This is a genomic window from Legionella santicrucis (assembly GCF_001468135.1).
GTDB classification, from domain to species: Bacteria; Pseudomonadota; Gammaproteobacteria; order Legionellales; family Legionellaceae; genus Legionella; species Legionella santicrucis.
Genome location: NZ_LNYU01000090.1, coordinates 1 through 13,325 on the forward strand (window position 1 = coordinate 1; position 13,325 = coordinate 13,325).

The window sequence follows — 13,325 nt, forward strand, 5'->3', positions numbered from 1 at the left end:
GTGACTCAAAAGGACTTTCCTTCAGACTGGCAACCAGTTTAAGAAAAAGAGGTATTAAACGCGTACACTGCTTTGCGGTGCGATGTTTTCTCATGAGTAGCCGATGTAATCGCTGTTTAAAGTAATAAAGGGCAGCAGTGACTGGCTGTTGCTGCAAATAGCGCTCTCGCTTATTTAATCGTTTTACAGTGAGATTATTGGGGTTGGTTCTTAATGCGGCTAATAGACCTCGCTGATATTTCATTTCAGGACAGCTAATTCAGAACGACCACTTTTTGGGGTAGAACCGTTTTTCCACAGGATACCTTTTGGTCTAACTCCCGGTGAAACAGCAAAGATATAATGATGCTACATTGATTCCTAACGATTCATGTTAACGGCACCAGCAAAGAAGAAATAAAATAGTCTTATCACAATCATTGAACTATTCAATTTCCCTTTGTAAGACAAGGTATTGTATAGTGGCTCATGTCTTAGGGATAAATAAATGCAAGAAAATATATGAAAAAAATATTAATACCTCCAATGCTGTTGCTTAGTCTATGTACTCACTCAAATTCACATACCGATAGGTTTGGCTGCTACGGTGTAACTTACTTAGATACAGAGGTCACATGTACATTCCCACAATATTTTATTAACAGCCCCAACAAGAGCCTGTATGTGACCGAGTCTCCAGATGTGATGCAAGCGATCTGTCAGCAATATGGGGACGGTCTTTATCTGCATTACAAAACAACTACAATTAGCTTTTTATCAAGTATCTCCGATGGTCAACCAGATATCAAAGAAAGCCAACCAATAATAATAACAATAACGTGTAATTACCATCGCTGACATCATATCGGATGATAAGGAAACTAAAAAATAATAATCTACCAAATACTAACGATATGGAGTATTCGGCTCCAATGTAATGAACCATTCCACCCACTGAGTTGGCATCTAATAGTAACCAGCTTAGTATTCAAATTGACGGTTTGAAACTGGATGAGAGATTCATAATGAATATTGGCCTTTCTATAGGCTTTCAACCAGCGGTAGCTTTCTTTGTCGTCTAATGGAGTTTTATGATTGGTAAACATTCACGCCCCTTGTAAAGGGGCGTCTAAGTTTTGACGAACAACAATTCATTTCTGAAGAGCCTCCATAATAAATCTCACAACCTCTTTCTGCTGTTGCTTACATGTGGCAACAATGAAAAAGATACGCTCAATAAACCTACTACCTCGCTGTGATTGAGTTCTGAAAGTTAGTTTCTTAGAAATGACCAAAGATCTGAGTTGACGCTCAGCATGGTTATTCGTTGGAGGAACATTAGGGATATTAAAAAAGCTCCATAAACTATCCACCGACTCCAAAATATTGGCGCATGTTCTAGTTGCTTTATGGGGCACCGAGTAGCTTGACGTAAATGACGAAGTAATTTTGCTTTAAAATAATGTAACCTCTTTCTCGGTTTTTTTAAATGCGAGCATGCTTGGGCATACTCTGTTTTCCAAAACGTAAAAAGGCATTCATACGTTTTAAGAAGCTTTCTTCCTATTCCTCCTGGTACACCAGGACGCTCTGATATCTTTTGAAAATCACTTTTTAAATGAGCCCAGCACACTTGGCGATTCTTATCGGGTAAAAAGTCATAAGCAGAATAACGGTCTGTTACATAAATATGCTCTCGAAAATCACCAATAAGTTCTTTAGCAATATTCTCACCGCGAGAACATTCTGTAGCATCTTGCGTGCTCATAATCCACACCCAACCATTTTGGTTACATTCTTTATGGCCTGTTTCATCTAAATGAGTTGTCTTTGAGGCCTGGACCTGAGCTTTTATTTCTTCATGAGCTCGCTACAGTGATTGACTCACGGTATGCTCCACATTCGATACACTACCTAACAAATGGGCATGTGATAAACATCAGAAAACCAGGCATGGACTAAACGCTTACTCAACCGATATTTACTCGTTAATAAACTGACCATCGCTTGAGCGCGTGGGCCAAATCCCTTGCGACTGATTCTCTGAGGCAAACTACCTTGATAGCACCGACGGCATGACCTACAGCATCCTGTTTGAAACTGATATTCCGTTACCTCGTAATAGGTTGTGGGTAGGTCATAAACTTGATGTCGTTCAAACTGACTTAATACTTCTAACTTGTTACCACAATCACAATCACTTTGAGGTGGACAAACAACCACTGAGGTGACTTTTTCTAGGAGGGCTAATGCGCGTTGATGATCTTTATGGCTCGGTTTTCCTCCAGGTTTTCGACCACTCGAGGGCTTACTCTGTTTTTTCTTTTGGAGGCAATGAGGAGTTCTTTGAGTTGGTATTTAACTGCTCTTTGAGGCGAGCATTTTCTTCTTTAAGATGTGTGACTTCTTCCTTTAGCTCAATGATGATTTTCGCTAAATGACCTATCGTCTCTAATGCTTCTTGGGGTGTGACAATCATTGAAATGAAAAGGTACTCTAAGCATATTATTTTACAAGTTAAAGGCAGTTTAGTGTATAATAAGCACACTCAAAACAAACTTTAATCTCTATGGAATATTTTTTTCTGATTATTGGCAGCATCACCGTAATTGCGACGACTGGCATTATAATTAAACACATCAATGATAAAAAACAAAGCGATATTAAACAGAAAGAAGCTGAAGCCGCCAGACAACGTGCGCTATTAATAAATAATGTTATTGAACAGGGCAATACAAGTGATTTGCTTTCTTTGAAAGAACAACAGATATTCCTTTCAGAGGAACAGAAACTACAAATGTTGTTAAATGCTTACTCTATAAATAATGAATCAGTTATATCGTATTTAAAAGAAGTAAATTACAAGCTCAGTTTAAGCAAAATTATAGCTTTATTTCTTAATAAGAAAGATCCTTCTCAATTGCAATTTTTTCTTATTAATTTCCTCGATAAAAAATTTTCGAACAATATATCACCATCATTGGAAAATGTAATTGCTGAGCTTTTTTCTAAAAATGCCTTAGACACGATTTCATTATTACTAGAGATTTATCCTGTAAATACGCTCAATTCATTATTTTTGTTGGTTGAGCATCATAAAAATAAACTAGCCTTTCAATATATCACTGATAGGATCCAGTGGTTACAAGAGAATAGTTCTGTATTAAATGAAATTAACTTTGGTACAGATATCGGACTAATTAATTTCTTGTTGAAAGTATTTCCTAATAGTGAATTGGGAATAGCTAAACTTAGTGCTCTTATTACTAATTTAATCGAACACCAAATAGATAACTATGATTTGTACACACAATTATGCCGTCAAATGAAAGATGCGCGCACAAAGGAGGTACAATCATCTTGGGCAGGATATACTTACTATCTAAAAGACATCATCGAAAAGTCTATCTATAAAAATCGACTTGATGTTCTCGAATTAATTATTCAATCTAATCGAGATTTTTTATCAGAAAACACAGATGAAGCAGATAAAATAATTGCGTTATATGTGCATCGTAATCCAAAAATTTCTGAAATTTTCTTTCGCAATGGTATCAATGTGAATCGTAATATGCCTGATAATGTATCAATTGTTGAGCGCAGTATTATAGATAATGGAAAGACTAATGAAGAAAATCAATTTATCCTTGATATGCTATTAAGTTATGGTCTTGATTTGAACACTAAAATAGTTAAAAGTAAACCAGATAAGATTGATGAAATCACTTTATTAGGCTATTTAGTGTTTACGTCTTTAATCATCCGTAATAATCCAGATTTTAACGCATTAAGATTGCAAAAATATATGGCTATGTTTTTTGACATCCCTGGTACGAGTTATTCTAATGGGACTTTATGTGTACATGAGCATATGCGTGATTCAAATGCTCATTGGAATTACCTTCTTGATTTATATTTTAGAAATTTAGAACCTACATCATTAACTCAAGAACTTCCAGACAGTATACGTATTCCATTAAATCGATGCCTTCAAACACTGTACTCAACAGATGGAACATATGATACTCAATTTATTTATGATATGTATAATAAGGGTGACCCGATTGTTCTACCTGTTAATCTCCGTGGATATTGGGGAGAGGCTCATATTGCTACAGTAGGTTTTATGAAAGTAAATCCTTATTATCATTTACGTGTAGAAGCTGATAGAGGATTAGGTCGTAACGATTTTTCCATTTTTATAGAGCCCGTTTTTTCTCCTTATGCATTATCGCGATATACTCGAAATCGTATAAGCGCAATACCATTAAAAGAGCTATGGCAATATGGTCCTTCTACAAAAAATCATATTCTGACTATTCCTATAGGAAAGCAAAAATCTAATAGTTGTCCAAGTACATCAGCAAAATATGCTTTTCATATAGCATATTTCTTATGCGAAATTCACAATAGAAGTTTTTCATTAGCGCAAAGGAGCGAGGATCAGAAGTCATTGCTTAAAGAATCATATCAAATTAGTAAACGATGGTTTGACGATTTCTTAGGATCGACACAGCAATTATTATTACATAATTATCAAGAATTGGATTCAAAATATATTGATACTGATTTTTTAGTTAAAGTTGAAAAAGAATTAACTAATTATCCAAGTGATGTAATTAATGAGCCATCTATCCATCAAATGTAATATATTCTATTCATCTAGTGAAAGGTAGCGATAAAAGCTAGCCCTTGAAATATTCAAAGTTTTACAAATGTCATCAATACTCATTCCATGATTTTTATGCATTTTCTTTGCTGTAAGAACCTTGGGATTTTTTGGTGATATTTTTTTGCGACCCCCCTTTTTTCCTCTAGCTCGGGCTGCTTCTAATCCAGCTCTGGTACGTTCTTGGGGTATTTTAAGAATACCCGCGAAACTGTCTCCCTACTTGAACTACAAAATCTTTTTTAAATAAAAACGACAATGTTCTGGGGGGCAGTTCTCTAATATACCAAATACTTCATAGCCTTGTTTCAAATAAAAATCTTTAGCTTGAAAATCAAAGGTGTCTGTATGCGACAATGTTGCGCCAAGCTCTTTAGCTTCCTCTTCAACTTTTTTTAAAAGATAGCTGCCAAATTGCTTCTGTCTATTAGATTCTGAGACAAATAACTCATCAATAAAAAGTATACCCCAGTGATACATCACAGCATTAATTCCAGCGATAATGATATTATTGTTTTTAATGACATATTTTTTGAAAATTGGTGTTTCTTTTTGAGTAAATGGCACCTTATGTGCATTGAAGCTCATAATTTCATCACTGATATATTCTGATTCCTCATCTGTGCTTATTGATAACTCATAAGAAAATTTTAATTCATGCATTTTATTATTACCTTTTATTGGCTTTCCCTTTTTGGAAAATTATAGTTATTTTAGATAAATACGTCGTCTTTTAAGCCATTTGTATAGTGTTGATGGTGAACACTCAATCAATTTAGAAATAGCACGCTTGTTAATCCCTTTGTTTAAGTAATTTGTTATTTCATCACGAAAAGCATCTAATTTAAGTAAATCAGACTCTCCCTTTGGCCGGCCTAGTTTTGCTCCATCACTTTTTCTCTTAGCTAATGCCTCTTTGGTTCGGGCGGATATAAATTCACGCTCAATTTGCGCTGCTAATCCTAGAATGGTAGCAGTAATGGTGGATTGCATAGAGCCATCTAACACTATACTATTTTTTGCTATATGCACTGCAATGCCTTTTTGCGCTGCCATTTCCATTATTTCCAACACCTGCAATGTAGATCGGCCTAACTGGAAATTTCTGAAGCAACGATAACATCACCTTTTTCAGATTTCTCTAAAATAGAGCCAATAGCACGCTCACGCCAAGAAGATTTACCACTAACCGTATCCTCAACAAATGTTAAAGCGCTAATGCCACGACTGTTACAATAATCTAAAACACCTAGCTTCTGATTTTTAGCATCTTGATGGTCGGTAGAAACACGTAGATAGGCAAAATTCGTCATATTTTCTGGCTTATATTAATAAAACCTAAAATCCAATTTAATTCGAGTGATTGTTACCTTAATTCGATTTATTCCACAACGCCGGGATTGAACTACACCACATGCTGCGACAAAGCCAACACGCCTTAAATAAGGCTGTTTTGGGCGTGGTAATAAATTTTCGACAGAACCCCTTTTTATAGCGCATTATAACTGAGAGGTTCTATTTTCGACAGAACCATTTATACTTAACCCACTTATCATTATTTAACCTTGGAGAGCCATGAATCTTTATGTTTATGAAATGTCTTTTAAACAAGATAAAAGCAGATTTTTTTCTAATAGCAAAGAACAAAAAGTTATAGAAAAATATTATTTATTCGATCAGCTTAACGAGGCGAGAAACCATGCGATATCTAATGCACCAAAGAACGTAAAAAATATTAAATTTTACGCGGCAGAAATAAAAGCAAAATCGTATAGCTATAACGATCAGGCAAGTTCAAGGAAACTAAGTTTTTCAGCGAAGGAACCTACCTGGATAAACGATCTCAATGATTTAGAGAATTTAACCCCAATACTTACGCTTGTTTGTGTTAACAATGAATGGCGTACTAGGGTAAATAATACGATTACTGATGTGGATATTGCTGAAGGGGCTTCCCCTAACAAACATTGCTGCCGCTTGTTATAAATTATTTTCCGATCGCTGCTTTTAATGGATAATTAAATAAGCTAGGACGAGAAGCTACTGCCGCAGATAAGGTTCTGTCTCAAGTGTAACCGGCTACATTAAATTGCCTGTTTACTTATGTTCTTTTACTGCTCGCCAAGGAAGGCTTTAGAAAGCAAAGGCAAGATTAAGAAGAAGTTGTACTATCACTAAAATGACTGCAGCTTTAACAGCTGTAATCCATCCATCGATTTTAAAACTTGTCAGGATTACTGCAGCTATGCGAAGGATGATCGCATTTAACACAAACGTAAATAGGCCTAGGGTAAGAATATTAATTGGCAGTGTAAGGATAAAAAGAATCGGTTTTATAATTGCATTTAGAAATCCAATGACCAAACTTGCAATCATCGCGGCTTTAAAATCTTTGAGATCAAAACCATTCACTAATCTTGAAGTGATAAGAAGGGCAATTGCAGAGAAAATCCAAATTAAAATAACATTTAACCTAATAGACTCCGATGAAGTTTATACTTTAGCTTCTTAATAGAAACCTGTCCATTTATTTCCTTAAAGCCTTTCGTGTAGGTAGGCGGGATTTAATGACAACTTAGTTCCTATTTCAGTAGTATCGTTGGCGCTATCTTACCCTAAAGTAGCTTTTCTGCTATTAAACACTCTTCTACTAATTTGAATATTATCAAAGGATTTTGGATATGCATTTCAAAAAACTTCTTTTCACATATTTACAATTAAATTGATATATCTCTTTCATTTAAATCTCGAACAATTTTTCTTAAATCATCTAAATTCCGTGCAAGCCTATCCATACTGTGAACATAAATCGAGTCTCCCTTACGCACGAACTTTAGCATTGCATACAATTCATCCCGATTAGTGTCTTTTCCTGAGGCTTTGTCGGTAAACACTCGGTGAAGTTCAATTCTATCAAGTTGTCGTTCGAAGCTCTGATCTAAAGTGCTAACTCTTATATATCCAATTTTTTGCCCAAGCATGGCTTTTCTCTGTAATTTGTCAAGTTAGAGTCCAAGACCTAGAGATGAATGTGTCAATAATTCAAATTATAAACTCTATTCTGACATAATTAGATAGACACACCTGACATCAGTTTAGGATACAATCCAGAATGACAACACAAAGAGATTATTATGACCACTAAAATTATTATTCGACAATATATACCTGATGATGCACAACACTTGGCCAATATTTATTACCACACAATTCATCATATTAATGTTAAGGATTACTCGGAAGACCAGGTTAATGCATGGGCTCCAGATTCTTCTTTAGACTTAACCGGATGGGAAAAAAAATGGGAAACCATTACACCTCTGGTTGCACTTATGGATAATAAAATAGTTGGTTTTGCAGAGTTTGAACTGAATGGTCACATTGATTGCTTTTATGTTCATCATGAATATCAGGGGTTTGGTATAGGCTCTTCATTAATGAATGAAGTCTTTAATAAAGCAAATGAATTAAACCTAAAGCGAGTTTTTGCTGAAGTGAGCATTACAGCAAAACCATTTTTTGAATCAAAAGGCTTTAAAGTTGTTAAACAACAAAACGTGGAGATTAGAGGAGTAAAACTTACAAACTTTATTATGGAGAATATCAAACCGTAAATTCTGACATGGATGGGGTCGCTACCCCGACAATCAAGATTTGATCATCCGGGATGCGCTCATAAAAGGCCTCGCACTCCGGAACTTGCCCTGACGTAAAAATTGTTTGGAAACGAGACCACATTGCTGTGATCCCGTTTCCAAACAACCATAGATTTATCGTTGCATTTCTTTTATTTTCGCCTCGATCCCTTCGCGTGAGCAATGCCATCAGCAGGATTTAATGGCCATTGATGTTTAGGATAACGTATCCGTAACTCTTTACGGATTTCTGAATAACCATTTTTCCAAAAGCTTTCTAGATCGCTTGTTACCTGCACTGGACGAAAATTCGGCCCTAATAAATGCAGTACAACTGACACACTCTGAAATAATATTTTCGGCGTTTCTTCCCATCCAAACACTTCTTGGATGCGTACTCTAAGAAAGGGATGTTCAACCGTTGAATAATGAATGGGTATCATGCTACCACTTTGAACTTTTAACCTATTTGGGAGTTCGGTTTGTAAAATACTACGCAATGTTTCAGATATATTTAGTTCAAAAAAATACACTAAATTTTTTTGCAGTACTAAGGTCATTTTACTTTCACCGAAACATGCTTGTCTAAATACAGTTAAGCAAAATGATTTTTTTAATGCATCTCCGTCGAAAAGACTTTCCAATTCATCTTGTATATGAGGGGGTATTAATGCCTTATGGAATCGTAAAAATATAATCTTTTGATACCACTCATGTAAATTTTCATTTTTCTTCAGTGTGCTCGCCCAATTCTCAGTTAATATATCAGGCAATTTTTCTGCAACATGTACAGAGGTTGCCAGCAAAAAATTCGGTTCTTCTATAGGTAAATCCCAAAGTGTTTTAAATTCCCGCTGATAAAATTGCGATTTGTCTGCTTCAAAAATGATGTCTCTTTTCTTTATTATGTTGTCGGAAAAGTGTTTGAACAAAAATTCTTTATTTATCCCACTCGCCTGATTAATCAAAGTTTCAGTCTCGCCGCTTTCTTCAAAACCATTCAATGCAATAAAAAATTCACTCCTTTTCACAAGCGTTCGATCTGATAATTTTACACCACGACCACCGACCATTAATGCACGATCAGAGTTCTTGCGACGTCGACACAAACGATCACCAAAAGATAACATAAGGAGTAACTGTCTCGCTTCATCTTCTTCAAGATAAGCAGGGAGCTCTGCTTTTTTTAATTTTTTAGCAAGATCTAGAATCTGCTGATAACTTTGCGCGACAGTTTGTAAAATTGTGAAATGACCTTCATGTGAAGTACCATCTTTTAGAAATTTATTCAAAATTTTTAATCGCGGTGCAACATCACATTCAAAATGATCTGCTTGAAAATGATTCGCCATTTCTTTCCGTAGAATATCGCGCTCTTGTAATAACGCTGCAATTTTTGCAGCCAGATCGATGCAATTATTTTCTATACCTGCAATTAATAGTCTCCCCAAACGCAGAGGTAATGGGAAGTCCAAAAGCTGGCGACCTATTGATGTTAATTCATTGTTATTTTGGATAGCACCTGCCGCTTGTAAGCTAAAGGTCGCACGTTCAATGTTGACACGGGGAGGTCTTTCAAACCACGAAAAATTCTGAAAATTCGAGATATGTTGATTAGCTAAAAAAAGTAAACTATCGCTTAAATCTGAACATAGAATTTCTGGAATATTTGATTTCACAAACGAACTTTCATCATGTGGATTCCACATCCTGTAACAAACACCTGGAAATTGTCGGGCAGCTCTACCAGCACGCTGAATGGCACTCGCTAAGCTAATTCGCGAAATTTCCAGGCGTGAAAATCCAGTACGTAAATCTTGTTTCATTATTTTTACTAAACCTGAATCTATGACGGTATCAACACCGTCTAAAGTAACAGAAGACTCAGCAATATTAGTTGCAAGAATAATCCTTTGCGCTGAAGATTTTTGCAATGCGATACGCTGTGCTTCCAGAGGAAGACTGCCATGCAGCGTGATCACTTCTATTTTTTTGCTTTCTTTCCAATCAAGTAAGTTTCCTTTAGCACGTTCAATTTCACGTGCACCCGGTAAAAATACTAAAATATCTTTATCAGTCTGTCGCTGTGCTTCTTTGATGACTTGAGATAAATGCTCATAAAATTGATATTTAGGTGTTAGTAATTGGGTTGATTTTTGATAACGTATCGTTAACTCAAATAATTTTCCAGGCACGGAAATGACAGGACAGTTACCCAAATATTCAGCAATTTTTTCTGCTTCGAGTGTCGCTGACATGACCACAATTTTAATATGATGCCCTAACTCTTGTAATTCACGTATTAATCCTAGTGTTAAATCAACGTATAAAGATCTTTCATGAAACTCGTCTAGAATCACAATGTCTACATCGTCTAACTCAGGATGATGAATCATGTGTCGTGCCAGCAAAGCTTCCGTCATGTAAATTAATCTGGTTTTATGCGATGTTTTATTGACAAAACGGACTTGATAACCAACCTCCTCACCGACTAGCCAATTATTTTCTTCTGCAACCCGATGAGCAGCAGCAATCGACGCCATTCTTCGAGGTTCTAGCACTAATATTTTCCCGGCTACAACAGAAAGCAATTTCGGAGGCAATCGAGTTGTCTTGCCAGCACCAGGTGCGGCTGTTATTACTAAATTAGTATGAGATGTTACCTTCTGTAAAATATTATCTATAAAATCATCTATTGGTAAATGAGTTGAGCCTGCTATTAAAATGATTGTACCCTCAGTTGAAATTTTCAAATAACCATTTGAACTTGTAATTTAATGAAAATGAACACTTCTAAAAATTGACCTCTGGCCTGGATTCTAGTAAAAAAGGGGCATGATTAAAATTTAGCACCTTAAGAACCGTAGATTTATCTTATTCTTGATATCCTAGGAACGTTCAATTATCGAGTGCCAAGTTGCTCTTGAAATTATAATTATTGGTCTTTAGATACTATTGGTAGAACCCCTCTTTATCCGTTATTGGAGTGACAAAAGAAATAAAAGTCCTTTCTTCTCCTCATCACATCAATAAACTGGTCTTGATTTTGAAGTTCGAATTCCCATATATACAAAATGGTCATTCTTTATCTATAATCATACTTGTTGGAGGTTTATACCTGGCTCTATAATTATCAGCAGAAATAGATACTCCTCTTAATTTCAAATATTTGTAAAACGTCGCTTTGCTTAAATCAAGTTGCATGCAAATCTCAGCAACACTAAGCTTTCCTTCCTTGTAGAGTAACTCTGATGAGTGCGCCTTTCCTTGAGCAGACTTTGATAGACCAGCCGGACTCCCTCCCTTTTTTCCTCGCAATCTTGCTGCTTCTAATCCTGCAAGTGTCCGCTCTCTTATCAGTTCTCGTTCAAATTCCGCAAGAGAACCAAATATATTGAATATTAATCCTCCTTGCGCAGTGGTTGTATCTATCGGGTCATTCAGACTTTTAAGACCCACTCCTCTTTCCAGAAGATTATTTACTAATGTAATTAAATCTTTAAAAGATCGCCCTAGCCGGTCTAACTTCCATATGACTAAAACGTCATCTTTTCTAATATCCTGAATTAATTCATCCAAAGCCGGTCGGTTTATTGCAGAACCACTAATTTGATCTTGATAAATTTTCTCGCATCCAGCTTTCTTCAAAGCATCAATTTGTAAATCTAAATTTTGGTTGGTGGTAGAAATTCGAGCATAGCCAATTAACATAGAGGATTTAGTTCAATATAAGGTTATATGGAGTCTAAATTAAACATTATATAAATGAAACAGTTTTTTAAACCGAGATGTGATAATGAAATTAAAAATATATACAAATATTGAATGGTTCAATTATACGGTGCGGCCTGTTGAAAAATATGATCAAAGTTGGATCAAAATTAGTGCTATTTCGTAAAGAATAAAAAATATCAATCTCTTGATATTTAAAGCCATAGCAGCAAAATAGGCTTGAATTTGTGTGTTTTCCAATCCTCTGTATTGAGCTCGTTTTAAATCATGATAATTTTTTAATTCATTCATGACTCCTTCTAATTTCCACATTCGTTCATATAGTTTTTCTTTAAAATATTGTTGTTCCATTTCGTTTTTCATTTGATTATAAAGCTCAGCATATTTATTCCGAGTGACATATCGAGCTGATCCTTTATTTTTGATCTTTGCCAAACAATTTGGAGAAAAAGAACATTGCTTACAGTCCTTCGTGGAAGAAATATAGATTGTGGTATCTCCTTGTGATTTACAGGGTTTTAATATGGCATTTTGAGGACATACGTACTGATTCTGTATTGAATCATACTGAAAACCTTCAACAATACTATTTTCAGAAGAACCACTTCGGGAACTAAACAAAGGGATATAGGTTGTTAATGCTTGAGCTCTTAAAAAAGAGATAATTTCACCTGAACCGTATGCTCTATCTGCAATTGTTTCATTTAAGGAGCTAAGAACATTTTGCTTTACATAATTAAGTTGTTCTAAATAAGGTACAGAATCATGAATTGCACCGGTAGTTATTTTAATTGCCAAAATAATGCGATTAGAACCATCAGTGGTAACATGGGCTTTATATTTTAATGTTCGTGGAGTTCCTGATTTAAAAGCTAGTGTTGCATCCGGATCGGTTTTACTGATATGAGTTTTGTTTGATATGGTACGCTTTCCTTTTTCAATAAGGATACTATTAATGTCTTTTTCTTTTAACGTTAATGAGTCAAGAGAAGCATTTGCATCAAGTAAAATGCTATCAGTCATTACACTAGTGCCATTTAATAAGTTTGCTTTTCTGCACTGTTCAATAATTTCAAAAAAGAATTGCTCTAAAATTTGCGCACCTAATCGTTTTTTAATTCGACTCAGAGAGGAGTGATGAGGTGTTTTATCTTTAAGTGTTAATCGACAAAACCAGCGATAGCAAATATTGTATTTTATATGATCTACTAGCTGTCTATTGGAATGTAAGCAGACCTCATTAAATATCTATAAAAAACAAAGAAGTTAGTGTATTCTGCAATTTTTATAGATTAGTTTTAGAAAAATGA

General features: G+C 35.3%; 16 protein-coding genes and 4 pseudogenes. 4 read left to right on the forward strand and 16 right to left on the reverse strand.

What is annotated here, in order from left to right; genetic code table 11:
* Positions 1-250: pseudogene (locus Lsan_RS17420) on the reverse strand (transposase); the annotation flags it as partial.
* A 413-nt stretch (positions 251-663) separates the two neighbouring features.
* On the opposite strand from Lsan_RS17420, the gene Lsan_RS22235 reads away from it, so the two are divergent.
* The gene (locus Lsan_RS22235) at positions 664-837 is read left to right on the forward strand and encodes a hypothetical protein (protein WP_157068322.1); all 174 of its coding nucleotides are present in this window, start codon (positions 664-666) and stop codon (positions 835-837) included.
* 38 nt (positions 838-875) lie between these two features.
* Here the strand turns inward: Lsan_RS22235 and Lsan_RS17425 are convergent, their stop codons facing one another.
* The 4 genes and pseudogenes from Lsan_RS17425 to Lsan_RS22245 all read right to left on the reverse strand — a co-directional run bounded on the left by Lsan_RS17425 (position 876) and on the right by Lsan_RS22245 (position 2,458).
* Positions 876-1,085 carry a hypothetical protein gene (locus tag Lsan_RS17425; RefSeq protein ID WP_058515401.1) on the reverse strand — a complete coding sequence of 70 codons (210 nt, stop codon included), beginning with the start codon at positions 1,083-1,085 and terminating at the stop codon, positions 876-878.
* Positions 1,086-1,130: 45 nt separating this feature from the next.
* A pseudogene (locus Lsan_RS17430) lies at positions 1,131-1,834 on the reverse strand (IS66 family transposase).
* Positions 1,835-1,893: 59 nt separating this feature from the next.
* Complete coding sequence (locus Lsan_RS22240; protein ID WP_133134363.1) at positions 1,894-2,202, reverse strand: hypothetical protein; 309 nt, start codon at positions 2,200-2,202, stop codon at positions 1,894-1,896.
* An 85-nt stretch (positions 2,203-2,287) separates the two neighbouring features.
* Positions 2,288-2,458, reverse strand: coding sequence for a hypothetical protein (locus Lsan_RS22245; protein WP_157068323.1), 171 nt, complete (start codon positions 2,456-2,458; stop codon positions 2,288-2,290).
* Positions 2,459-2,548: 90 nt separating this feature from the next.
* Between Lsan_RS22245 and Lsan_RS17435 the strand changes: the two genes are divergently transcribed.
* On the forward strand, positions 2,549-4,627 hold the full coding sequence (locus Lsan_RS17435; RefSeq protein WP_058515403.1) for a hypothetical protein: 2,079 nt from the start codon (positions 2,549-2,551) through the stop codon (positions 4,625-4,627).
* A 6-nt stretch (positions 4,628-4,633) separates the two neighbouring features.
* On the opposite strand, the gene Lsan_RS23620 is transcribed toward Lsan_RS17435, so the two are convergent.
* The 5 genes and pseudogenes from Lsan_RS23620 to Lsan_RS23410 all read right to left on the reverse strand — a co-directional run bounded on the left by Lsan_RS23620 (position 4,634) and on the right by Lsan_RS23410 (position 5,961).
* A complete protein-coding gene (locus Lsan_RS23620) occupies positions 4,634-4,729 on the reverse strand; it encodes a helix-turn-helix domain-containing protein (protein WP_237762185.1) in 96 nt (31 codons plus the stop codon).
* 80 nt (positions 4,730-4,809) lie between these two features.
* Positions 4,810-4,866: pseudogene (locus tag Lsan_RS23625) on the reverse strand (hypothetical protein); the annotation flags it as partial.
* Positions 4,867-4,876: 10 nt separating this feature from the next.
* A complete protein-coding gene (locus Lsan_RS17440) occupies positions 4,877-5,311 on the reverse strand; it encodes a GNAT family N-acetyltransferase (protein WP_058515404.1) in 435 nt (144 codons plus the stop codon).
* Positions 5,312-5,356: 45 nt separating this feature from the next.
* Complete coding sequence (locus tag Lsan_RS23405; protein WP_202814642.1) at positions 5,357-5,704, reverse strand: recombinase family protein; 348 nt, start codon at positions 5,702-5,704, stop codon at positions 5,357-5,359.
* Positions 5,705-5,739: 35 nt separating this feature from the next.
* Positions 5,740-5,961, reverse strand: a complete 222-nt coding sequence (locus tag Lsan_RS23410; protein ID WP_202814643.1) for a recombinase family protein — start codon at positions 5,959-5,961, stop codon at positions 5,740-5,742.
* A 262-nt stretch (positions 5,962-6,223) separates the two neighbouring features.
* Between Lsan_RS23410 and Lsan_RS17450 the strand changes: the two genes are divergently transcribed.
* The gene (locus Lsan_RS17450) at positions 6,224-6,634 is read left to right on the forward strand and encodes a hypothetical protein (protein ID WP_058515405.1); all 411 of its coding nucleotides are present in this window, start codon (positions 6,224-6,226) and stop codon (positions 6,632-6,634) included.
* A gap of 147 nt (positions 6,635-6,781) precedes the next feature.
* On the opposite strand, the gene Lsan_RS23630 is transcribed toward Lsan_RS17450, so the two are convergent.
* On the reverse strand, positions 6,782-7,060 hold the full coding sequence (locus Lsan_RS23630; RefSeq protein WP_420324303.1) for a phage holin family protein: 279 nt from the start codon (positions 7,058-7,060) through the stop codon (positions 6,782-6,784).
* Between the two features lie 305 nt (positions 7,061-7,365).
* Positions 7,366-7,629 (reverse strand): recombinase family protein, encoded by a 264-nt coding sequence (locus tag Lsan_RS17460; RefSeq protein WP_058515407.1) that lies wholly within the window; start codon positions 7,627-7,629, stop codon positions 7,366-7,368.
* Positions 7,630-7,782: 153 nt separating this feature from the next.
* Between Lsan_RS17460 and Lsan_RS17465 the strand changes: the two genes are divergently transcribed.
* On the forward strand, positions 7,783-8,262 hold the full coding sequence (locus tag Lsan_RS17465; protein WP_058515408.1) for a GNAT family N-acetyltransferase: 480 nt from the start codon (positions 7,783-7,785) through the stop codon (positions 8,260-8,262).
* A 173-nt stretch (positions 8,263-8,435) separates the two neighbouring features.
* Here the strand turns inward: Lsan_RS17465 and hrpB are convergent, their stop codons facing one another.
* The 4 genes and pseudogenes from hrpB to Lsan_RS23635 form a co-directional block, all read right to left on the reverse strand.
* On the reverse strand, positions 8,436-11,036 hold the full coding sequence (gene hrpB, locus Lsan_RS17470; RefSeq protein ID WP_058515409.1) for an ATP-dependent helicase HrpB: 2,601 nt from the start codon (positions 11,034-11,036) through the stop codon (positions 8,436-8,438).
* A gap of 325 nt (positions 11,037-11,361) precedes the next feature.
* On the reverse strand, positions 11,362-11,994 hold the full coding sequence (locus Lsan_RS17475; protein ID WP_058515410.1) for a recombinase family protein: 633 nt from the start codon (positions 11,992-11,994) through the stop codon (positions 11,362-11,364).
* 153 nt (positions 11,995-12,147) lie between these two features.
* Complete coding sequence (locus Lsan_RS17480; protein ID WP_058515411.1) at positions 12,148-13,038, reverse strand: transposase; 891 nt, start codon at positions 13,036-13,038, stop codon at positions 12,148-12,150.
* Positions 13,039-13,134: 96 nt separating this feature from the next.
* A pseudogene (locus Lsan_RS23635) lies at positions 13,135-13,263 on the reverse strand (transposase); the annotation flags it as partial.
* Positions 13,264-13,325: the final 62 nt, after the last annotated feature.

Coding starts and splice junctions, on each gene's coding strand:
- Lsan_RS17475 (WP_058515410.1), bottom strand. CDS start 11,994: ATGTTAATTGGCTATGCTCGAATTTCTACCACCAACCAAAATTTAGAT.
- Lsan_RS17480 (WP_058515411.1), bottom strand. CDS start 13,038: ATGACTGATAGCATTTTACTTGATGCAAATGCTTCTCTTGACTCATTA.
- Lsan_RS17440 (WP_058515404.1), bottom strand. CDS start 5,311: ATGCATGAATTAAAATTTTCTTATGAGTTATCAATAAGCACAGATGAG.
- Lsan_RS17465 (WP_058515408.1), top strand. CDS start 7,783: ATGACCACTAAAATTATTATTCGACAATATATACCTGATGATGCACAA.
- Lsan_RS23410 (WP_202814643.1), bottom strand. CDS start 5,961: ATGACGAATTTTGCCTATCTACGTGTTTCTACCGACCATCAAGATGCT.
- Lsan_RS17435 (WP_058515403.1), top strand. CDS start 2,549: ATGGAATATTTTTTTCTGATTATTGGCAGCATCACCGTAATTGCGACG.
- Lsan_RS17460 (WP_058515407.1), bottom strand. CDS start 7,629: ATGCTTGGGCAAAAAATTGGATATATAAGAGTTAGCACTTTAGATCAG.
- Lsan_RS17450 (WP_058515405.1), top strand. CDS start 6,224: ATGAATCTTTATGTTTATGAAATGTCTTTTAAACAAGATAAAAGCAGA.
- Lsan_RS23620 (WP_237762185.1), bottom strand. CDS start 4,729: ATGCATAAAAATCATGGAATGAGTATTGATGACATTTGTAAAACTTTG.
- Lsan_RS22245 (WP_157068323.1), bottom strand. CDS start 2,458: ATGATTGTCACACCCCAAGAAGCATTAGAGACGATAGGTCATTTAGCG.
- Lsan_RS23405 (WP_202814642.1), bottom strand. CDS start 5,704: ATGGCAGCGCAAAAAGGCATTGCAGTGCATATAGCAAAAAATAGTATA.
- Lsan_RS17425 (WP_058515401.1), bottom strand. CDS start 1,085: ATGTTTACCAATCATAAAACTCCATTAGACGACAAAGAAAGCTACCGC.